Source organism: Acetatifactor aquisgranensis (assembly GCF_943193215.1).
GTDB lineage: Bacteria > Bacillota > Clostridia > Lachnospirales > Lachnospiraceae > Acetatifactor > Acetatifactor aquisgranensis.
The window spans coordinates 139,911-161,290 of record NZ_CALPDH010000004.1 but is presented as its reverse complement, the minus strand read 5'-3'; the positions used below and the strand labels follow the sequence as shown (position 1 = coordinate 161,290).

Genomic DNA, 21,380 nt, shown 5'->3' with positions numbered 1-21,380 from the left:
AACCTGATTCTCTTTCTGCTCCTGTCTGTATCAAGATTCCATGGCCAAAAATGTTTTCCCGGACAGGCAGTCAGCGTTCGCTGACCACCTGGAAAATGTAAAATTTCAAATAATAGGACTGATCCGCCGCCCAGAGGATGGGATGGTCAGGCCCCTGTGTGCTGAATTCCACCTGCCGCAGCCGTCTGTGGGCGCCCGAGGCCGCCTCTCTGATGGTCTTGGCAAAAAGCTCAGGCTCCATGAAATGGGAGCAGGAGCAGGTGGCCAGAAAGCCGCCGTCCCGCACCAGCTTCATGCCCCGCAGATTGATCTCCCGGTATCCTTTCACCGCGTTTTTCACGGAATTGCGTGATTTCGTAAATGCAGGAGGATCCAGGATGACCACGTCGAACCGTTCCCCTCCCTGCTCCAGCCGGGGCAACAGTTCGAACACATCCGCGCACTCGAAACGCACCTTTTCCTCCAGATGGTTCAGCTTCGCATTCTCCCGGGCCTGCTCCACGGCAAGCCCGGAAGCGTCCACCCCCAGTACGCTCTCCGCCCCCGCCGCCCCGGCGTTCAGGGCAAAGGAGCCCGTATGGGTGAAACAGTCCAGCACACTTTTCCCCTTACAGAGCCTGCCCACTGCTGCCCTGTTGTTCTTCTGGTCCAGGAAAAATCCCGTCTTCTGCCCGTCCTCCACATCCACGATATATCTTACGCCGTTTTCCACAATCTCTACTTTGGTGTCAAAGGGCTCCCCCAGAAATCCCTTGACCCGCTCCATTCCCTCCTGCAGGCGCACCTTGGCATCGCTTCTCTCATAGACTCCCCGGATATTGATTCCGTCCTCTGCCAGCACCCTTTTCAGCGCATCCACGATAGTCTCTTTCCATCTGTCTATCCCCAGCGCCAGGGACTCCACCACCAGCACATCGGCGAATTTGTCCACCACGATTCCCGGCAGGAAATCCGCCTCGCCGAATATCAGACGACAACTGGAGGTGTCGATGGTCTGCCTGCGGTATTCCCAGGCATCCCTCACCCGCCTCTCTATGAAAGCCGCATCTATCAGGACATCCTTTTTCCGGGACAGCATACGCACAGTTATCTTGGATTTCGTGTTGATATAGCCCGCCCCCATACAATAGCCGTCAAAATCGTGGATCTCCACTACGTCTCCGTTCTCGAAATCCCCTGTGACGGAAGCAATCTCGTTGTCATACACCCACATGCCGCCGGCTTTCAGGGTACGGCCCTCCCCCTTTTTCAATGTCACAATCGTTTGATACATAGTTCCCCCTTGCCCGCACTCGGCGGCTTCCTCCGAACTTTTCTGCTTTTCAGTATAGCACAAAAGCAGAAAAAAGCAAATCCGGCAAGAGAATATCCCTTATCCTCTTGCCGGCTGCTTTTTGATTATAATTTGTATTCTCCGTCCTATACCGATACGCCGACTTCCTCCAGCCTTTTCTGTACGGCCCTCACATCCAAATTCCGCGGCATACAGCCCGAGGCAGCGCAGATAGCCGCCGCAATCCCCACAGCCTGTCCCATGTTCGCGCAAATCGGCATCACCCTGTAGTTGGAATGCGCCATATGGGTACCGCTGATATTTCTTCCCGCAAGGTAGAGATTGTCCACCTTTTTGGGCACGAAACAGCCATAGGGAATGGTATAGCCCCGGGGCTGGGCAAAACCTTTCTGCACGCCTGTCTCGTCCAGTCCGTCCCCGGTCATATTGTGGACATCGAAATTAAAGTGCGCCCTGGTCACCACCCAGTCCGGAAAGACTCTGGCTGAGACGATGTCCTCCTGACCCAGCACATACTCCCCCTCAAAGTGCCTGGTCTCCCGCACGCCGATCAGGGAAGCGGAGCTGATCAGATAGCATTCCTCAAATCCCGGCACGAACTTTCGCAGGAAATCCACGATACTGTCCATCTGCTTTCTGCATACAATGGTGGCTTTTGTCAAATCCTCCGCCTTTGTGCCGTCAATTCCGATGCAGTTGGTCATGTTACAGGTGACCACGCCGGGGAGCGTTGTGCGGTACAGCAATACATGTCCTGCCGGAAAGGGCAGATTTTCCCGTCCGATCTGCTGGATGTCACCGGCGGGAATTTCAAGGTGATCTTCGAAAAAGCCCGGGAAGACGCCTCTGTCCACATCCACCCCCGCCACCTTGAACATAATCGTGGCCGGCTGCATCCTGCCGTCCGATTCCCGGCCCAGGCAGAAAGGAACTCCCGCCCGGGCCGCAATGTCGCCGTCTCCGCTGGCGTCTATGACGATTTTGCCATAAATGACGCCTCTGCCGGATTTGTTCTCCACAATGATGCCGCGAATACAGTTTCCCTCCATCACCGGCCCACAGGCAAACGTATACAGCATCAGCCTGACGCCTGCCTCCTCCAGCATTTCCAGCAATACAGTCTTGAGGCGCTCGGGATTGATGATATGCCGGTTCTCCGAAGATTTTATATCGGCAGAGCGTTTTAACAGTTCTTCATAAAAACCTCCTTTTGTGTTTCCCGTCCAATGACTCATCAGCCCCTCCGTGGCGATTCCCCCCACGTTGCCCATCTGCTCCACCAGCACCACAGACGCTCCCTCCCGCGCCGCCGCAATTGCGGCGGAGACGCCTGCGGGCCCGGAGCCTGCCACCACTACGTCCGCTTTGGCGATTATGGGGCATTCAATGGATTTATCCGCCTCCAGGGTACTGCCGACCATCATTTCCATGAAAGCCCAGGAGCCCAGACGGTTTTCCACCACCAGGAAATAATTGGGCCCGTTATAGTGAATCCGGAAGTGAATCCGCTCCAGTTCCCTGTCGATTTCTCCCGCATCCCACACATTCTTTAGCGCATACCTGGAAAAGCTGTTCCTTTGTTCGTTCTCCAGCTTTCTCAGGTTCTCCTGCTCCCTTTCGATAATGCTTCTGGCCCGATCCAGAACTCTCAGGATGCCCTCCTGTGAGATATCCGCCTTAATGATGTAATCCAGCGCACCGTGTCTGATGGCCTCACTGGCATAGGCAAAATCCTGATGGCAGGTCAGGAGCACATATTTGGTCAATGGCATCGTCCTCTGCAGAATCCGAATCAGCTCCAGCCCATCCATCACAGGCATGGTAATATCCGTAATCACGATGTCCGGCTGCAGCTGTCTGCAAAGCTGCAGAGCGGTTCTGCCATTGGCTGCCTCCCCAATGATTTCATACCCATGCTCCGCCAGGCGCATTGTCCTTATTTCATCCCGAATCGGAATCTCGTCATCCACTACAATGACTTTCATGCGTTCCCTATACCCTTTCTCCAATCCCATACCATCCTTTCATGGCAGATCTCGCTGCCGCCTGCCTCCCGGAGGTCACGTTGCCTATCTCCCTTGCCGCATGGCGGCGCCTGCCCGTCCTTATCCTCTCCCTTATCTCGTCGGTCGTCACAATCCTTTCCCTGTGCCTCGCCCGGGCACCGACTTTCCCTCTTCGCGGCTGTGCGCTCGTTGTATTCGTTCTCCCTTTTCTCAGCAGGCTTCTGGTCGGTGGATGGGGCAGGAACGTGTTCAAGCTGTCGTTGTCCGGGATGCTCTTCAGCCGTGCGTTCTTATCTGTGAGGAACCTGTTGCTCTCCTTCAGCGGCGCGTTCTCTTTCTCCTGCGCCGCCACCTTCTCCTCCAGCCTGTGAACTTTCTCGCCCGACTCTGCCTTGATCCTTGCCATTTGAACGCCTCCTTTGCTATCTATTATCATAGCACAGGACTGCATTTTGATTAACTATTTTTTGATTTTCCAGAATCTTTGTTTTTCTCTTGACAAAATATCTTTTTTTATTTATTATTGATATATTCCGTTTCAACAGCTGGCGGCGCGTGGCTCAGCTTGGTAGAGCGCTGCGTTCGGGACGCAGAGGTCGCAGGTTCAAATCCTGTCGCGCCGACTATTGTAAAAAAGCTCAGATTCCCACAGTTTTCAAGGGATTTGGGCTTTTTTCTTTACAGCACAATCCCGAGTTTTTCTCTTATTTGAGGCTGTTCTACAAAATGTTCTACAAAACAACGGGCTCGCTAAAACAATCCTGCCGCCACTCGCGAAATCTCGCTAAGGTCATTCTCTGTCGCGTTAAGACGCTGCCTGTTATAATGGGAATATATTTTTAACGTGGTCTCAGAATCGGCGTGTCCTAACCAGTACTGAAGCTGCTTAATGTCCCAATTTCTGTTTATAAGCATTGACGCGCAGGAATGCTATTACGGTATAATAATGACAAACAGAAAAAGCCTTATTTTTCAAGAAGTTTCAGCATTTGTCATTGTCCATTCAATTCCTTTTCCAGATTTGAAAAACAACAAAAAATCATCGAATAAAGGAGAATGTTGAATTAACGACAAAAAATAAATGTGGTTAGCAGTTCGGAAGATAAGGAATTCAATCGAGTTCTAATGCACGACTGGATTTATCTGCCGAGCGCTTAAACTGTCCCGAATAATATGTAAAAACGGGACATCTGGCTGCACCTTTCGTCATAGTTGCCGGTATTCTGAAAATAAACGTAAAATTGAAGGTTTCATTTTATAAGCAATTATATATTGTAAATTAGAGGCTGTTCTATTATAATTTTAATATCTGATATGAACTATAAAAGCAATGGAGAAGTGATTTTTGATTATGGAAAATAAAATTGTCATACAAAATTTTGGACCAGTAAAAGAGGCACAGATAAATTTAAATAAAAATTTTCAGATATTTATAGGTGCTCAGGCTTCTGGTAAAAGTACAATTTGTAAGGTTATATATTTTGTTCAAAAGATAAGAGATTATACCTTAGATTATCTGATGGATGCAGCACAGTTTACACAAAATCATAAAAATGAGTATTTCAATAATTATATGAAATATTTGACAAAGCAGTTTATAGGGTGCTTTGGTAAAACTAAGCATATGCAAAAATTTTATGTTTCCTATATGTTTGCCGGAAAACATATTAATATTTTCTTAAACCGTGATGGCTATGTACGATTTTCTCTTGATGCTAAATTAAAAGAAGAACTTTGCGGGTTGATAAATGAAGCTTCTGAAATGTTTTTAAATAATTTCAATACAAAGAGTCTTTTGGATAATATAACTGCTGTGGGGGTAATGAAACGCCATTTAAATGAGCGGTTGTTTTTAGTATTTGAAAACAATGATGAAATTATTTACATTCCAGCCGGAAGAAGTTTGTTAGCAACCATGTCTGAGCAGTTACAAGATGTTTCTACTGATGAGATGGATTTGACTATGCAGGAATTTGTTAAACTGATAAAAATAACAAAAAATAAATTTGGAACTAAAATTCCGGAAATGATTACAGATTATGTAAAAACGATTAAAGGTCAGATCAATAATGCAGCAGTAGACCAGGCATATGAATTTGTTAAGAAAATTCTGAAAGCAGACTATATAAGCGAGAACGATGGTGAAAAAATTTATTTTGATGAGTATCATTGGGTTAAACTGATGTATGGTTCGTCTGGTCAGCAGGAAGTATTGTGGATATTGATGCTTGCCTTTGCAACAATTTTAGAAAAGAACAAATCATTTATTATAATTGAAGAACCAGAAGCACACTTATTTCCGATTGCACAAAAGGATGTTATGAGTCTCATTTCGTTAATGATAAATTCAACGAACAGTAAGGTTATTATAACAACACATAGTCCATATATACTTACTTCTACCAATATATTATTGTATTCGCAAAAAGTGGAGAATCAGCATACAAAGTTAAATAAGATTGTTATTCCCAAAAATTTAAGAGTGTCTTATGAAAACTTCGCTGCCTATAAAGTGGACGATTCTGAAAAGGTGTTGGAATCTTTGTTAGATGAGGAAAGTCATATGATCAATACAAATTATATTGATGAAGTATCGTCTATTACAAATAGTGAACTTGATGAGCTTATTACCATGGAGATAGATGAATGATTTGCAGAAAATTAGAAGAATGTATTAATGGAGAACTGCAAAGTAATTCTTTAGAGAAATGTGATAATAATAGGATGAGCTGTATTGAGTCATCGGACAGACGCTCAGCAGTAAGGTGTGAAGAGAATAAAAAGAGATATGTGCTTGAAAATACGAAGAAAAACCATGTGATTTTATATAAAATGGATGGCGGGATAATAGCGGAAGATAAGTCTGTCCCATTAAATACGAGCAAATGCGATTATTTGTTTGTCATTGGTGATGCAACTCCAACTGTTGTTTTAACAGAACTCAAAGGTGTTAATGTGCCCAAAGCATTGATTCAGCTTAAGGGAACTTTATTATTGTGTAAAAATGTTTTCCGTAAATTTGGACATGTATATGCAAGAGCAATAGTGACATCTTCAACACCAAATTTAAAAGCGAGTCCGGAATATGTTAATTTGGAACGGATGATTCGCAAAGAATATAAAGGAAATATAAAAATTGTTGAGAAACAATTTAATGAAAAGGATATAGAACTATAGGCCGTTACATTAAATGGTCTTCCGGAGATTTATACTCCATGATATTACAGGCACCGCTTCGCGAACCCTGTAATCCAAGTTCTATTATGCTCTTTAAAAAGCTTTCCTTCACTGGCAATTTGAATGGAAGTTTCCTTCTTTATGACCAGCAAGTCAATCTCCAAAGGTTTTGCGTTCAGATTGTATTCTTTCTAAAATATTAAATCTGCCCTGTTCTTTTCAAAATCCAATCTAGTTTCTTTCATAGAATCTCCCTTCTGTACTTTTCAGTATATCATTTTTCATTCTCCTTTACTACCTGTCTATCCTAAATTTTATAAAAGTTACAACTTAGGGATGTTTCAAAAAGCAATCAATATCCGGATTTAACGGACAGAAAAACTCGGAAAGGAGCTGTAACAGTTTATCCTCTCCGAGCCGTCCGTCATCATTCTCCAAATTTTCACGAATGTTCAGCGCAATAAAATTATTCGCCTGCTGTGCAGGCTTGCCTCACATTGCCGCCACATTATCCATTCCAGGTACATCATCGCCCTTCGGTGTCTGCGGAGCTTCTTTCCCATCCAGCCACTCAAAGAATGACCTGGCGTGAATCCGATATCCTCCAGGTACCTTGACAACCCGAAACGGGCAGTCTGCCTTGTCAGGCCCTCTCACTGTAGAACATCCTCCGCAAGGCACAGATATCCTTAGGCAGGCTCTCCCTGTCCTCCGCCTCATGCAGCTTCCTGACCCAGGCGTAATACTCATTGGCCAGCGGCGTGGTCAGGGCGGAGGTTTTGGCGATGTAGCCCTTTCGGATAGCTTCATGGGACACGCTCCGCATGAATTTCCAGAAGTTGTAATAGGTCAGCTTCAGCTTTGTCATGTATCCGGCGCTGTCCTCTATGACGAATCCCTCTATTTTCCTCCCCTGATACTCGTAGTCTTCCTCCATGACTTCATAATACCAGTCGAAGAATTCCTGCCAGTTCCCAAGCTCCCTGGCCCGTTCCTTGGCCCTCAGGCCGAAGCCCTCCGCCACATGGCACATGTCCTCATACCCGTATTTCTCAAATTCCATCTGATTATGCACGATATCCAGCAAAAACAGCCTGCTCTCCGGATATTCGATGATATGGGGATCGTTCTCCATGTCCACGCACTCGAAGACAAAGGATACGTCATTCTCCCTGCAGTAGGCTTTCATCTCCTCCAGATGCTCCGGCGACACCTGCTTTCGCACCATCTCCTGGAAATACCCCGCGTACTGGCTGTCCAAAGTGGACTTGCTGGCCAGAAGCAGCGCGTCCTCGTATTCATTGTAGCTGGCTATCCCTAAAAATCCGTTCTCCTTGATATAGGCCGTCACCGGGAACTGCAGCTTGTGCCGGAGCATCTCAAATTTCGTCTCCGGCCGCTCGTTGATATTGAAGAACTTATCATAGGCTCTGGCTGCCACCTTGCCTTTCACGGTATCCAGATACAGTCCTCTGGCCTTGGTAGTCTGGGCATCCCAGACCCTGTCGTAAAAGGCCTTATCCGTGTAGTTGAATGATGAGATATTGCCGAATTTCTTCTCCTGGATATACTTATTGTGGCGCAGGGCGATGATGGTGTCTGCCACGGAGCTCTCCACCACCGTCTGCTCGCTTTGCATCTGAGGCATCCTGTACACCTCATTGGGCACTTCCACGCAGTGGATTCCCTCTCCGTCCACCTGTACGCAGCGCAGGCAGCCGCCGTACTCAATCTGCCCTTCCAGGTTGAACACCCTGTCGTTCACCTGTACCGGCAGCTGTTTGGTATTGCGGTGTCCGTGAATCTGGTAGCAGTTCCCCGGGGTGGTGTCAAAAAAGGTCTCCGCAATCTTTTCGAAATCCTGGTAGTTCCCCACGCCCTTGATCATCTGCTCCGTAGCCACGAAAGAAAGATTCTCCGGCATAGTGCTCAGCCCCGCATGGGTGACCAGGAATATATTATCGTTATACCGATAATAAGCGCACTGTCCGAATTTTCTGTACAGCTGCCTTACCTGCTTTTTATCGATTCGGGCCTCCTCCAGCACAGGTCTGGTAATCAGCTCGAACTCTTTGGATCTGCCCACGCAGTCATTGGCCCAGAGCCACAGCCATCTCTCGTGATTTCCCTCCAGCATCAGCACGTTCTTCCTGTCCATGATGGAAATCAGGAATTTCACCATCTCCGCGTTCTCAATGCCTCTGTCAATGTAATCTCCTACAAAAATATACATTTCATCGTCTTTTATGCCGCCGTTGTCAGCCAGATACTTCTGCAGGGCCGTATAGCAGCCGTGCAAGTCGCCGATATGATGAATCTTTTTGTACGATGACATGTCGAACAGCCTGGTCCAGATCGTGTCCAGTTCCTCCCGCCCGATTACCTTAATGCCGGAGGGAATCTTCTGGGTCCGGAACCTGGAGTACATATTATCGATCACCGACTCCGGCACCCTCTTGAAAGGCTCTCTGGAAGCATTCCTCCTCTTCACCTCCTCGATGGGGACATCGGTGAAGTCCACGCAGAAAATCCGATACCGGTAAGTCTCGCACATTTCCTTATACCGGTTCATCTCGCTGGTCTTGGAATTGGTGGCATCGATTACCGTAAAATCGCCCCTCTGCATACGGATTTCCAATATATTAAATAAAGTCTTCCACACGATGCTGTCATTTTCCTGGCTGATTCCCTCCGTGCCGTCCGGCAGCATCACCGGGCTCTGGCACAGCAGTCTGATATCATCGGCAGACAGCGTATAAGGCTTCAGTCCGTGCCGGTCAATCCATGTGGACTTTCCGCAGCTGGCAGAGCCTCTTAACAAGAGCAAAATTCTCATTTCAATACCTCTTTTCTATCAATCTATATGAATCTATTCTTCCTGGTGCCGCAGCAGCTGCGCAATGAGGTGCTCCACCTCCTGAAGCTGCTCCTTGCGCTTCTCCCTGTGGCTGAGCTTGCGGTACTGGGAGGGGGACATGCCTTTCATGGCCCGGAACGCCTTGGTGAACACCAGCGCGTCATTGTACCCGCAGGACAGGGCAATACTCTCTATGGGGTAGGAAGTGGAGTCCAGCAGCTCCCTGGCCTTTGTGATGCGGAATGTGGAGAGGAAACGCTGGGGGGACATCCCCAGGTAGTTCTGGAACAGCGTATAGAGATAGCTCCTGTTGATGCACACGTAATCCGCCACATCCGTCACCTTGATGGGATTGCAGTAATTGCTCTGGATAAAAGAGACTGCCTTTTTCACATACTGATTGCCCTTGTCCTCCTCGTCCTGGGCCACCACCCCGGCCCCCTGGGCCAGCACCGAAAGGAAGACCCCCAGCAGCCCGTTCCGCCGCAAATCGTCCGCCACGCCAAACGTATTGTGCTCCATCATGTCCCGCACGATGGAATAGAGCTCCTGGTCCCTGTCGCAGGAAAAGATGGGATGCCTGGCGGACAGTCCCATGGAATTCAGGTATTCTCCCGCCCGGCTTCCGCCAAAGCCCACCCACAGGTAGCTCCAGGGCTCCTCTTCATCCGCCTGATAAAAGGCCAGCTCATTGGGCTGTATCAGGAAACCGTATCCCGCCTCCAGACGGTACTCCTTGTCATGGAACCGGAAGATTCCCCTGCCGCTCAGCACATAATGTATCAGATAATGGGGCTTGGAGGCCGGGCCGAAGCTGTGGAGCCCCTCTGTTTGTGAACAGCCGCAGCAGTTCACATAGAGGCTTCCCACTTTGTCGTTTTCAAAATCCAGTTTGAACGCTTTCTCCACAAAAGTCCCCCCTTTGCCCACAAACCCCCGGCCTTATGCGGCCGGGGGCTCTCCACTTGCTTTTAAAGATTCCTGTCCGTGCAGGTTTTAGAGGACAAATTCCTTTTTGTCCATATCCGCCTGCACTTTCTCCAAATCCTCCCGGATATGGAGTTTCTGGGGACAGGCTTTCTCGCACTTGCCGCACTTCACGCAGTTCCTGGCCTGTTTTTCGTCGCCCAGACCATTTTCCCAGCTGCCTTTGACCATATTGTAGTTCTGGTACATATGGTAGGTATTCCACACCCGGAAATTGCCCGGAATGTCCACGCCGGCGGGACAGGGCATGCAATAGCGGCAGCCCGTGCAGCCATTCTGCACACGGCCTTTGATCAGCGCCACGATGTCCTCGATGGTCCTGCTCTCCTCCTCTGAAAGAGGTTTGAAATTTTCAAAGGTCTTCAGATTGTCCTCTGTCTGCTCCATGGTACTCATGCCGCTCAGGATGACCTTCACGTTAGGCAGGCTCCCCACCCAGCGCAGGGCATAGGAAGCCACGGAAAGCTCCGAATCCAGCTGCCGGAATTTTCCCGTGATGTCGTCCGCAAAAGCCGCTAAGGAACCGCCCTTGATGGGCTCCATGATGACCAGGGGGATATTCTTCTCCTCTGTGAGGCGGTAGCCTTTCATCCCTGCCTGCTCTTCCGTATCCATATAGTTCAGCTGAATCTGGCAGAAATCCCAGTCCCTGCAGCCTATGATTTCCTCGAAGACATCATAGTCGTCATGGAAGGAAAATCCCAGATATTTTATTTTTCCGGCGGCTTTCAGCTCCTCAAGCTTCTCTACCACGCCCAGCTCCGCCATTTTATGGAAGCTGTCCTTGTTCAGCGCGTGCATCAGATAGAAGTCTATGTAATCCGTCTGCAGACGGCCTAGCTGTTCCTCAAATATCTTCTCCACATCCTCCAGGGCCTCTACCTTCCAACAGGGCAGTTTTGTAGCCAGATAAAAGGAATGTCTGTCGTATTTCTTCAGGGCCCTGCCCACGAAAGGCTCGCTGGCCCCGTCATGGTAAGGATATGCTGTGTCGATATAATTCACGCCGGCGGCGATGGCCTTATCCAGCATCTTTTCCGCTTCCGGCTCGTCAATCCTGCCCTCTGCGGTCACAGGAAAGCGCATACAGCCGAATCCCAGCAGCGATGTCTCGATACCAAGTTTCTCCATCTTTCTTTTTTCCATTTTTCCGTCCTCCATTTTATGATATTTTAATCAAAATGATATTTGTAGTTCTCCCAGTCGGCAAGATATACGCTGCCGTCCGCATCCCGGACAAGCAGCCCCTCTTCCACCATCTCCTGAACCAGCCGCTCTGTCTCCTCGCCGTAGGCAAGGCCATATTGATAATAGGGGAAACCAGCCCTGACAGGCTCTCCCTTTCCTTTCTGATCCGTGACCAGCTGTGCATAGATATACTGCTTGCGTTGTCTGTCCCATACGGGATAGACGGGAATCTCTGCCCCTGTTTTGTCACAGAACGCGAGCACCATCTCTCTCTGGGCCCGGGCCTCTATCTGCCCCCAGATTCCGATGACGCTATTATAGGAAAGCACCGGCTCTGCGATTTCTTTCAGCGCGGCTCCCAGCTCTTCCCCGGATGCGCCCTGCCTCCAATCCTCCTCCAGCCCGGCCAGCCCAATCCGGAACTGAGCATATTCCCTGATCTGCTCCAGATGAGGAAGCATCATCCGGAATACTTCATCCAGGGCTATGGGAAACGGAAAGGTGTGGCTGTCTATCCCCTTGTCTATCATCTCCTGCAGGACAGGAATATAAATCTCACATCGTTCCAGAATGCTCTCCGCCGGATAGGCATCGCTCTTTAGCAGGTAAGAATCGTCCGGCCACCAGAATTCGTCCCAGGTGCTTCCTGACCTTGCATCCTGAATCAGCCGCAGTATTTCCGCAAATTCCTCCGCGTATTCTTCTCCCACGACAGCAGCGGAGAGCCTGGCGTACAGTTCCTCTCCATCCATGTCCGGATCGATCAGCATCTGACCCGCACAATAGAGAGAAAACGCATTCAGGACATGATAGCTGTCCATCTCGCTCCAATAGGCGGGCTTACAGATTTCGTCATATTTTCTGGCCGTCTGATAGGTCTCCCGGATGATATCCATATTGAAATTCATCTGGGCAAGCTGGTCTATCTCCATCTCGCAGATATCCCAGGCCCATGTCCCCAGCCTGGTGCCCAGTCCCGCCACAGACTGGCGGAAACCCACATACTCGTTTTCATCTTCGTAGAACACGCCCTCGTAAAGCGTGATATCATTGCCCAGCTCCCTCACGAATGTCCCTTTGTCAAAAGCATCCACCCAGCAGCTGACGCCGAAGTCGATTTCCGGATTCACCGACAGGAACTTGCCCCGCAGCATTTTGGCAAAATAGGCCACATCCTCTGATGTGGAAAGCATGCCCGGATCGTAAAAATGCGCGATTACCCGGTCGCAGCAATCTGCCAGCTCCGCATAGATGGAATAATATTTCTCAAAAGTAGCCACTGTATCCGGATTGTCATATGCGAATCCGCTCTCCCCCGGGGCATAGGAAACCGTGTCGTCCACCCAGCTAAACCCATCGAAATTTGCCCCCCACACCCACAAGGTGAACTTCATCCCCAGCGAATGGGCCGCATCCGCCATCATGCGGATTTTCTCATGAGTGGCCTCATAGCCGTCCGTTCCGGCCCAGGCAGAGCACATATCTGTAGCCTGCACCCCTGTGAAGCCACAGTATTTCAACATTTTTACGTATTCATATATTTGTTCTTCCGAATAGTCCAGGATATTATTCTTCAGACTAGTGGCTTCATTCATATATACGCCTCTGGTAAAGTTCACATTCCAGAGCGTCACGATTGCCTCCCGCTCCTCTATCCACGGATTTGTCACTGCCCTGACCTCATCCGGCACATAAATCGTCCCTGCTGTGCTGCTGATACGGGCATCTGGTTCTCCTGCGTCCATCCATCCCAGATAGGTGTTCACGAACAGATACATTTCCTGCCTCAGGGCATCTGCGTCAGCCCCCGCTATGGACACCTCTCCGTTCTCAATCACAGTCTGCCCTGTCCCTTGGGCCAATGCACTGTCTATGGACAGAACAATTCCTGCTCCCTCACGGTTCTCCGAATCCGCCACCGACAGCAGATCTCCGTCTGTCCGGTAAATGAACTCTTGCAGTTCCCCGCACATGGGCACTGCGCTTTTGTCCCCATAAAAAATAGTATATTCCGCAATAGGCGCACTGCCTATGTAGATTCCGTCCTTCATATCCTGACCGGCATCCGCATAGGTCTCCCCATCCTCCAGGAGCAGTCTCCCCTGTCCGTCCACCAGGTGAGCGAAAAGGTATCTGCACCCGCGCTTCAGCCCGGCGTCGGTCCGGGCCAGCAAAAACAGATGGTTTCCGTCCCGGGCAATGGTGAACGCATTGGGCCCCATTCCCTCCACAGTGTATCCGTACCCGTTTGCCGATCCCTCCTCAGACAGCAGGGAAATCCAGTTCTCCTCCTCATCTGCGGTATTTTTCAATCGGATATCCGCCTCCTGCTTTGCCAGGTCCATCACAAATTGTGTCAGTTCCAAGGCATCGCTCCCCTCCACGCGATAGATTTTATAGCTTTTCAGCCTGGCCCCCGTTTCGCTGCCGCATCCGCCGCAGCCAAGCGTCAGCATCCACAGAAAAAGGAGCATGCACAACCGCTTTATCTGTTTTCTCATCTTACCTTTCCCTTCACTCATCTGATACATATATAATCTCCTGCCGCCTGGAATCCCACTATGTCGGCGACTTCTTCCAGGATATTGTCATAGAGCAGAATATCGATTCCCGGATTCGCCCGCATGTATTCCTGGCGCTCAATGATGATATGCATCTGCCCGTCATTTCCATGAATCACGGCATCGCTCCCTCCGATTTCCATGTGGCGGAAACCATCCTCCAGCCCTGTCCCATACTGAAACGCGCCATCCTCAACCACCCAGGCTCCCTCCATCTGGAAGAAACTTTCATCTATCCCCATGTCAGCCAGGCTTTCCGCCAGATTTTCCCCATCGCCCGCCAGATATTCTCCCCTCGTGGCCATGATGACAGTATAACCCTCCAGCCCGGATATGCTGTCCAGATAAAGCCCCAGGTCTGTCGTTTCCCGCAGTATTTGATTTTGCTTCTGATGTTTCCACATCATCAGATTCTCATCCCACAGAGTATACTGCGCCCCTCCTCTTTTGTCCTCCAAATCATAATGTCCGTCCAGATATTTCCCGAGATATTCCGTGACCTTTTCCGCTCCATAGGAATTCGTATGTCCCGTATCCGAAAAGTCTCTGGCAGTATCCAGCTGCAGCTCCTCCTGGAGATCAATCATGTTCAGGAATGGCACTCCGTTCTCACGGGCAAGTTTCTCCGCATATTTGTACTGCATCTGCGCCCTTTCGTCCGCCCCGAAAGGCGCCAGGAAAAAGCACAGTTCCACATCCTCCTCCCGGGCCAGCGCGATGATCTTCAGGAGCCACTCTTCTGTCTCCTGAGGGATCTCCAAAGTTTCCTCTCCCTGGTATACAGATATCCCGCCGATATCCTCCACATCAGAGAACCCTGTCTCCCAGCCCATGTAAAGCCGCATTTGAGGATCCGGTTCGAAATCCTGTCTCTTCAATTCGGCATACCGTGTATGAATTATCGGCCATTTCAACAAAATATCCCACTTTTCCTCATCCTCCGCAATGCTTTCCACAGCATCCGCGAAATTTCGGGAAATTCGATACCCCAGAAGATTTCTATACAGATTCCCCTTTACCTGGTATCCCTCCAGATTGCTGTAATACATCTCCACGCAGACCACCCTGGGCCTCTGGGTCTTCAGCATCTCTTTCAGACAAAAATACGAGCTGGCCATATCCTGGCCCGAGATAGACAGGCTATAGGCGGCTATCCCATACTGCTCCCACAAAATCGCCGTATTGACCGCGCAATAGCAATGACTGCTCCCCAGGAAAGCCACATCCACCACGTCCTCATCCAATGTATAAAAGGTATCCATAGTAGACTGGTAGTCCCCGCCCGTATCTTTCCAGGAAAGCACCCTGTAAAGATACAGATACAGCACTGCCGCTATCACACAAAAAAGAACTGCTTTCGCCGCCTTGCGAAGGTTCATCCTTACACCCCCAACCCATCTTTTTAAAACTGAAAATAGATGAACTGCGAGGACTCAAACCGTATCCCATAGATTCCAAATACCAGAATCGCCGCCATCATCGCAAACAGGACACCCCACCGAAACCAGATGCACTGCTCCGCCAGGAATTCGGAGAATGTCTGTTTTTTCAGATAACGGATCAAATCCACCAGAAGAAGGAGAATCAATCCTGCAAGCAATATATTCATCTCGGCACGGTCCAGTCCCAGCGTGTAAATCTCTCCATTGAAGAATGACCATGGATCCCATCTGGTAAAAATCCGCAGACAATATTCCAATGCGGCGCGAAGCCCCTGCGCCCGGAAGAAAATCCACGCCACATCTACCAGGGCGAAAGTGATTACCGTCTGTGCCATTTTATAGCTGATGCTTTCCGTCTTCGTATGGAAAAAGTCATTCACCCTCTGTCGGATTCCTTTTGTCAGATCGCCGATTACCTGATACATGCCATGCAGAATCCCCCAGGCCAAAAAGGTCCACCCTCCGCCGTGCCACAGGCCGCTGACCGCAAAGGTAATCAAGAGGTTCCGGTATCTTTTCACCTTGGAACAGCGGCTGCCTCCCAGAGGTATATACACATAATCCCTGAACCATGTGCTCAGAGAGATATGCCATCTGTGCCAGAATTCCGATATGGATCTGGCAAAATACGGCGTATCGAAATTCTCCATCAGCTCAAAGCCCATGACCCTGGCAGCCCCAATCGCTATAGAAGAATAGCTGGCAAAATCACAGTAAATCTGTAGGGCAAAGCCCGCCGCCGCCGCAATCAGCGCCACCGCTCCGTACATATAATAGCCGTCAAAGACCGTGTTCACCAGAATCGCCACCCTGTCCGCAATGACCATCTTCTGGAAGAGCCCCCAGACCATCAGCATGAGCCCGTTTGTGATATTCTCGTAATTCCATAACTCCAGTTTCTCTATCCGGCGCATCTGTCGCAGCAGATTACCGGATCGCTCAATGGGTCCTGCCACCAGTTGCGGGAAAAAAGATACAAAAAGTGCGTATCTGAAAAAGTTTTTCTCAGGTTCTATCTCTCCTCTGTATACATCCAGGGTATAGCTCAGGGCCTGAAATGTATAAAATGAGATTCCCACCGGCAACAGCACGTCAAAGGGCTTGTCCAGCAGCTCCCAGCCTATTCTGCCCAAAATCCTGTTGCTGGTATCCAGAAAGAAATCAAAATATTTAAAGAAAAACAGAAGGCCCAATTGAAAGACAATACAGACACTCAGCGCCGCTCTCCCGGCGGCTTTCTTTCGGCAGGAGTGTACATATCCTGCCGTCAGCCACGTTATGAGAGTGGACGATAGTATCAGGACGACATATTTCACATTCCAGCACATATAGAAATAATAGCTGGCCAGCAAAAGCCAAAGATATCTTACCTTCCTTGGCACAATAAAATAAAGCAACACCACGATCGGAAAAAAAATCAAAAAATGAATGGAATTGAATAACACTCCCGTCCCCCACTTATCTCCACAGCGTTCCGCCTCGGAGCCTGTCCTCTCCGCCACTTATCATTATCCTTTCAAGCGGCAGCTTTGTCAAGGTAAAATTGGAACCTTATTCTCCTTGCTGTACATGCTATCTTTTTTTCAGCATTTTCTTCTCGCCCTTGCTGTAAATCTTCATGACGATACGGGCCTCCACAATCAGGAAAAGTGTGAACACAATGCTGAGCAGGCCGCCTAAGGCGTAGGCGCAGAGCATCGTAAGCTCCGCCACCACGCCAAAGCCTATCACCAGAATGGCGCAGAATTTATTATATTTCTTCACATCTTCCACCTGAATCGGGAATCTGTTGAATACTTTGTTCCTCTCCTCGCTGCTTAAAATCTTCGCTCCTGCGTACATACATGTACAGCCTATGAACACAAATACAAAATAGCTCATACCTTTCTCCTATTCTCCGTATATTTTTTCTTTCAGATACCTGATATTGGCATCGAAATCCACTTCCAGCACTGCCATTTCCCGAATCGTCACATCCCGGTAGGTGCCCGGCTGGGGAATATTGTCAGACACAATGTCATAGGTGAGCAGTTTCCCTGCCGTCAGGCTTAAACTAAAGCATTCCGCCTGGGTCAGATTCGTAGTCAGGTTCGGCATCAGGCCGTCCATCAGCCCTCCGGCATTAGTGAGCATGGCCAGGGGCAGCTTTCCTATCACCGCTGTAAGGACTTTCCGCTGGCGCTCCGTCCTGCCGAAGTCCGTGCCCAGATAGCGGTTCCTGCTGTAGGCAAGGGCCTGCGGGCCGTTCAGATGTACCACGGCCGGCCCATTGTCGGCCACGGATAGATCCATATTGTCCGTCCCCTGCTCCCTGCCGGTGAGCATGTTGTACTCCACCAGATAGCCGTTCACATAGTCTATCTCGTCCCGGGTCAGTTCCAGTTCAATACCGCCCACCGCGTCCACCAGACCGGCAAAAGCCTCGAAATTCACCAGCATATAGCGGTTCACAGGAATGCCGAAGTTCTGCTCGATAGTCGCCATCAGCAGCTCCGGGCCGCCGAAAGCGTATGCGGCGTTCAGGCGGTTGCCGTCATGTCCGGGAATTTCCACATAGATATCACGCAGCAGAGAAGTCATATAGATGGTCTTGGTCCTGCTGCTGATCGATATGAGAATCATCGCGTCGGAGCGGCCGTCCTCCCCGTTCTCCCGGGAATCATTGCCGATGAGCAGGATGTTCACCACACCGTCTTCTTTCATGGGCCCTGTCGCCTCCGCGCTGAGCTCCTTGTAATTCATCTTGGAATATACCACTCCTACCAGCTGGTACAGGCCAAACCCCAGCAGGGCGACTATGACCGCCACGGCAATCAGGAATCTCCTGAGCCTGGACTTTCTTTTACGGCGTTTCTTCTGCGCCTTGCTTGCTTTCTTCGACATCCGGGAATCCTCCTCCTCTGGTTCCAGCTCTTTCTCTTTGGAATTCCCTTTCTTCCGAGAATATCTCTTCCCCCGGGACGCCTCCTCCTCTTCATAGTCCCTGCCCCTCTTTCGGGGCGGCGCGGCATCTACGGTCTGCCGTCTTCTACGGCGCGGTTCTTCGTCTTCATACGTCTCATATTCCGCTCTTTTCCTGCGGGGAGGCTCGTCCTCATATGTGTCATATCCCGGCTTTCCTCTCCAGGGTTCCTCTTCGTATCCGCCGTATTCCCCTCTTCTCCTCCGGGGCTCCTCTTCGTATCCGCCGTATTCCCCTCTTCTCCTCCGGGGCTCCTCTTCATATCTGCCGTATTCTGCCCTCCTCCGGGGAATTTCCTCTTCCTCGTCCCGCCAGTCCCCCGGATACGGCTCTTCATCCCCATATCCTCCGTATTCCGCTCTCCTCCTGCGGGCCGGCCTGGCTTCCTCCTCCCAGTTATCCCAATCTTCCAAATCGGGCTCTTCGTCATACGCTTCGCCCTCCGGCGGCATCCCGCCCCGAAACGGCTCTTCGTCTTCATCCTGCCAGTCCCCTGGATACGGCTCTGCAGCCTCCCACTGTCTGCGGGACTGCCCCCTGCCCCGGGGCTGTCCTATGATGCGAATCTCTTCCGAGTCCTCCACGGCTTCCTCTCTCCGGCCGCCTCTCCGGTTCCCCGAAACCCGGGCGCCGTCCATCTCTTTCTCCAGAAACGCCTCCAGTCCCCGCTGAATCTGCTCCATCTCATTTCTGTCACTTCTATCATTACTGTCCATTGACTGTTTCACCTCTTACACTGACTTATGATGCACTATACCACATCCGGGCGCTTTCGTCACGAAAAGAAACCTTAAAATTTTTTAAATATTGCCTTTTCCCTTTTCAGATATTATAATGTAAAAACACGTAATTGCCAATGCTATTCTCATAAAAAGAGGAGTAAATTTGACTATGAAGAAACATTTCAAACGATTTGCGGCGCTCTGTCTGGCGGCCATGCTCTCATTTCCCCTGTTTCACCTCACCGCTTCTGCCGCGCAGGCAGATGGGCAGCAGGTGGACATCCTGTTCCTCCATGACACCCATTCCCATCTGGACAGCTTTCCCACAGTGGAAAACGGAGCGAATGTGACCCTGGGCGGCTTTGCCCGCATCAAGACGCTGATCGACCAGGCGAAAGAGGAAAACCCGGATGCCCTGGTCCTGGACGCGGGGGACTTCTCCATGGGGACATTAGTGCAGACTATCTTCCACACGGACGCTTCGGAGCTTCGGATGCTGGGCGCTTTGGAATGCGAGGTCACCACTTTGGGAAATCATGAATTCGACTACCGCTCTTCGGGGCTGGCCGGGGCCCTGGAGGCAGCCGTGCAGAGCGGAGAGCCCATGCCCGCTCTGGCGCTGTGCAACGTGGACTGGGAGACCATGAAAGCGGAGGGCCTCACTGCGGACCAGCAGCTCTTAGAGGATGCTTTCGCCGCCTACGGCGTGAGAGATTATATCATGCTGGATAAAGGCGGCGTGAAAATTGCCGTGCTGGGCGTCTTCGGGGAGGATTCCCTGGCCTGCGCCCCTACCTGTGTCCTGAAGTTCAAGGATGCCTCCGAGGCTGCGGCCGCCACGGTAAAAGTGATTCAGGAAAAGGAAGATGCCGACATAATCGTCTGCGTCTCCCACAGCGGCACCAGCGAGAACCCGGACAAGTCCGAGGACGAAATCCTGGCAAAGGCAGTGCCCCAGCTTGACCTAATCATCAGCGGCCACACCCACACCTCCCTCTATGAGCCCATCCAGCATGGAAACACCTATATCGTGTCCTGCGGCTCCTACGGCAGGAGTCTGGGCAGCCTGTCCATGACCAGGCAGTCTGACGGACGCTGGCACATGGATTCCTATGACCTGCTGCCCATCACGCCGGATATCGAACCGGATGACACCGCCCAGGCCAAAATCGACAGCCTGATGGAAAAAGTGGATTCCGCCTACCTGACTCAGTTCGGCTACACCAGGAATCAGGTGCTGGCCCAGAACGCAGTGGAATTCGCCGCCTCCGATGACCTGTATGAAATCCACACGGAGCACAATCTGGGCAATCTTCTGTCCGACTCTTTCACTTACGCGGCGGAACATGCGGACAACCCTGACACCCATCCGGTAGATGTGGCCATCGTGCCCTCCGGCTGCGTGCGCGACACCTTTGCCACGGGGGACATCACCGTGACGGATGTGTTCAACGCCTATTCCCTGGGGATAGGCCCGGACGGTATCCCGGGATACCCGCTGATCAGCATGTATCTGACCGGCGCGGAGTTAAAGACCGGCGCGGAAATCGACGCCTCCATGTCAGATATCATGAAATCCGCCAGACTGTATATCAGCGGACTGCACTTTACCTACAATCCCCACAGGATTATCCTGAACAAGGTCACTGACTGCTATATGACCGATGAAAAGGGCAGCCGCACGGAGATTGAGGACGACAAGCTCTACCGCGTGGTATGCGATCTCTACAGCGGGCAGATGCTGGGGGCCGTCACGGATGTGTCCTACGGCATCCTGTCTGTCCAGCCCAAATTCGCGGACGGCACCCCTATCGAGAATATCGAGGATGCCATCATCACTGACGGAGGGCGGGAGGTAAAGGCCTGGGCCGCTATTGCAGGCTTCCTGGATTCTCTGGAGGATACGGATGGGGACGGCATTTCAAACGTGCCGGAATATTATGCCTCCCCCCAGGGCCGCAAGGTAGTGGAGGACAGCAGGGCCATCGGAGATTTGCTGAAAAGCCCTAACAAATTCGCGTTCATCATCCTGGGTGTCATTCTGCTGCTCTTGGCACTGATCGTCCTTTTGCTCTGGCTGCTCATAAAGCTGGCGCGCAGGCTGATGCGCAGAAGCGCCCGCAGAAAAGGAAATGGATAATGCAGCCCAGATACGATTCCATTATGTGGCTTTTGTCCGAATGG

General features: G+C 50.6%; 15 protein-coding genes, 1 tRNA gene and 1 pseudogene. 4 read left to right on the top strand and 13 right to left on the bottom strand.

Annotated elements, in window-relative coordinates:
* Positions 1 to 70: 70 nt before the first annotated feature.
* From NFS35_RS05140 to NFS35_RS05130, 3 genes are all read right to left on the bottom strand, one after another.
* The gene (locus NFS35_RS05140; RefSeq protein ID WP_251206070.1) at positions 71 to 1,273 is read right to left on the bottom strand and encodes a class I SAM-dependent rRNA methyltransferase; all 1,203 of its coding nucleotides are present in this window, start codon (positions 1,271 to 1,273) and stop codon (positions 71 to 73) included.
* Positions 1,274 to 1,419: 146 nt separating this feature from the next.
* Positions 1,420 to 3,303 (bottom strand): FAD-dependent oxidoreductase, encoded by a 1,884-nt coding sequence (locus tag NFS35_RS05135; protein WP_251206069.1) that lies wholly within the window; start codon positions 3,301 to 3,303, stop codon positions 1,420 to 1,422.
* Positions 3,287 to 3,706, bottom strand: coding sequence for a hypothetical protein (locus tag NFS35_RS05130; RefSeq protein WP_251206068.1), 420 nt, complete (start codon positions 3,704 to 3,706; stop codon positions 3,287 to 3,289). Before NFS35_RS05130 ends, NFS35_RS05135 begins: the two co-directional genes overlap by 17 nt.
* A gap of 143 nt (positions 3,707 to 3,849) precedes the next feature.
* Here NFS35_RS05130 and NFS35_RS05125 point away from each other — a divergent pair.
* Positions 3,850 to 3,923: transfer RNA gene (locus NFS35_RS05125), tRNA-Pro, on the top strand.
* 127 nt (positions 3,924 to 4,050) lie between these two features.
* On the opposite strand, the pseudogene NFS35_RS29865 reads toward NFS35_RS05125, so the two are convergent.
* A pseudogene (locus NFS35_RS29865) lies at positions 4,051 to 4,218 on the bottom strand (hypothetical protein); the annotation flags it as partial.
* Positions 4,219 to 4,651: 433 nt separating this feature from the next.
* Between NFS35_RS29865 and NFS35_RS05120 the strand changes: the two are divergent.
* Both NFS35_RS05120 and NFS35_RS05115 read left to right on the top strand, forming a co-directional pair.
* Positions 4,652 to 5,950, top strand: coding sequence for an AAA family ATPase (locus NFS35_RS05120; protein WP_251206067.1), 1,299 nt, complete (start codon positions 4,652 to 4,654; stop codon positions 5,948 to 5,950).
* A complete protein-coding gene (locus tag NFS35_RS05115; RefSeq protein ID WP_251206066.1) occupies positions 5,947 to 6,477 on the top strand; it encodes a hypothetical protein in 531 nt (176 codons plus the stop codon). The genes NFS35_RS05120 and NFS35_RS05115 overlap by 4 nt, the downstream gene beginning before the upstream one ends.
* A 492-nt stretch (positions 6,478 to 6,969) precedes the next feature.
* Here the strand turns inward: NFS35_RS05115 and NFS35_RS05110 are convergent, their stop codons facing one another.
* From NFS35_RS05110 to NFS35_RS05070, 9 genes are all read right to left on the bottom strand, one after another.
* Entirely contained in the window at positions 6,970 to 7,134 is a 165-nt protein-coding gene (locus NFS35_RS05110; RefSeq protein ID WP_251206065.1) for a hypothetical protein, read from the bottom strand.
* Positions 7,121 to 9,313 carry an RNA ligase gene (locus NFS35_RS05105; RefSeq protein WP_251206064.1) on the bottom strand — a complete coding sequence of 731 codons (2,193 nt, stop codon included), beginning with the start codon at positions 9,311 to 9,313 and terminating at the stop codon, positions 7,121 to 7,123. The genes NFS35_RS05110 and NFS35_RS05105 overlap by 14 nt, the downstream gene beginning before the upstream one ends.
* Positions 9,314 to 9,346: 33 nt before the next feature.
* Positions 9,347 to 10,243 (bottom strand): AraC family transcriptional regulator, encoded by an 897-nt coding sequence (locus NFS35_RS05100; RefSeq protein WP_251206063.1) that lies wholly within the window; start codon positions 10,241 to 10,243, stop codon positions 9,347 to 9,349.
* A gap of 87 nt (positions 10,244 to 10,330) precedes the next feature.
* The gene (locus NFS35_RS05095; protein ID WP_251206062.1) at positions 10,331 to 11,467 is read right to left on the bottom strand and encodes an aldo/keto reductase; all 1,137 of its coding nucleotides are present in this window, start codon (positions 11,465 to 11,467) and stop codon (positions 10,331 to 10,333) included.
* Between the two features lie 26 nt (positions 11,468 to 11,493).
* Positions 11,494 to 14,040, bottom strand: coding sequence for a hypothetical protein (locus tag NFS35_RS05090; protein WP_251206061.1), 2,547 nt, complete (start codon positions 14,038 to 14,040; stop codon positions 11,494 to 11,496).
* Positions 14,028 to 15,449, bottom strand: coding sequence for a hypothetical protein (locus NFS35_RS05085; protein ID WP_251206060.1), 1,422 nt, complete (start codon positions 15,447 to 15,449; stop codon positions 14,028 to 14,030). The genes NFS35_RS05090 and NFS35_RS05085 overlap by 13 nt, the downstream gene beginning before the upstream one ends.
* 23 nt (positions 15,450 to 15,472) lie before the next feature.
* Positions 15,473 to 17,014 (bottom strand): MBOAT family O-acyltransferase, encoded by a 1,542-nt coding sequence (locus NFS35_RS05080; RefSeq protein WP_251206059.1) that lies wholly within the window; start codon positions 17,012 to 17,014, stop codon positions 15,473 to 15,475.
* Between the two features lie 70 nt (positions 17,015 to 17,084).
* Positions 17,085 to 17,393 (bottom strand): hypothetical protein, encoded by a 309-nt coding sequence (locus NFS35_RS05075; RefSeq protein WP_251206058.1) that lies wholly within the window; start codon positions 17,391 to 17,393, stop codon positions 17,085 to 17,087.
* A gap of 9 nt (positions 17,394 to 17,402) precedes the next feature.
* A complete protein-coding gene (locus NFS35_RS05070) occupies positions 17,403 to 19,190 on the bottom strand; it encodes an LCP family protein (protein ID WP_251206057.1) in 1,788 nt (595 codons plus the stop codon).
* A gap of 175 nt (positions 19,191 to 19,365) precedes the next feature.
* Here NFS35_RS05070 and NFS35_RS05065 point away from each other — a divergent pair, with 175 nt between their 5' ends.
* Positions 19,366 to 21,336: a bifunctional metallophosphatase/5'-nucleotidase gene (locus tag NFS35_RS05065; RefSeq protein ID WP_251206056.1), complete on the top strand. Its 1,971-nt coding sequence runs from the start codon at positions 19,366 to 19,368 to the stop codon at positions 21,334 to 21,336.
* Positions 21,337 to 21,380: the final 44 nt, after the last annotated feature.

What these genes read in the sequence shown, in the direction of transcription:
- NFS35_RS05140 (WP_251206070.1), bottom strand. Translation starts at nt 1,273, where the DNA reads ATGTATCAAACGATTGTGACATTGAAAAAGGGGGAGGGCCGTACCCTG.
- NFS35_RS05130 (WP_251206068.1), bottom strand. Translation starts at nt 3,706, where the DNA reads ATGGCAAGGATCAAGGCAGAGTCGGGCGAGAAAGTTCACAGGCTGGAG.
- NFS35_RS05120 (WP_251206067.1), top strand. Translation starts at nt 4,652, where the DNA reads ATGGAAAATAAAATTGTCATACAAAATTTTGGACCAGTAAAAGAGGCA.
- NFS35_RS05115 (WP_251206066.1), top strand. Translation starts at nt 5,947, where the DNA reads ATGATTTGCAGAAAATTAGAAGAATGTATTAATGGAGAACTGCAAAGT.
- NFS35_RS05105 (WP_251206064.1), bottom strand. Translation starts at nt 9,313, where the DNA reads ATGAGAATTTTGCTCTTGTTAAGAGGCTCTGCCAGCTGCGGAAAGTCC.
- NFS35_RS05095 (WP_251206062.1), bottom strand. Translation starts at nt 11,467, where the DNA reads ATGGAAAAAAGAAAGATGGAGAAACTTGGTATCGAGACATCGCTGCTG.
- NFS35_RS05090 (WP_251206061.1), bottom strand. Translation starts at nt 14,040, where the DNA reads ATGTATCAGATGAGTGAAGGGAAAGGTAAGATGAGAAAACAGATAAAG.
- NFS35_RS05085 (WP_251206060.1), bottom strand. Translation starts at nt 15,449, where the DNA reads ATGAACCTTCGCAAGGCGGCGAAAGCAGTTCTTTTTTGTGTGATAGCG.
- NFS35_RS05075 (WP_251206058.1), bottom strand. Translation starts at nt 17,393, where the DNA reads ATGAGCTATTTTGTATTTGTGTTCATAGGCTGTACATGTATGTACGCA.
- NFS35_RS05070 (WP_251206057.1), bottom strand. Translation starts at nt 19,190, where the DNA reads ATGGACAGTAATGATAGAAGTGACAGAAATGAGATGGAGCAGATTCAG.
- NFS35_RS05065 (WP_251206056.1), top strand. Translation starts at nt 19,366, where the DNA reads ATGAAGAAACATTTCAAACGATTTGCGGCGCTCTGTCTGGCGGCCATG.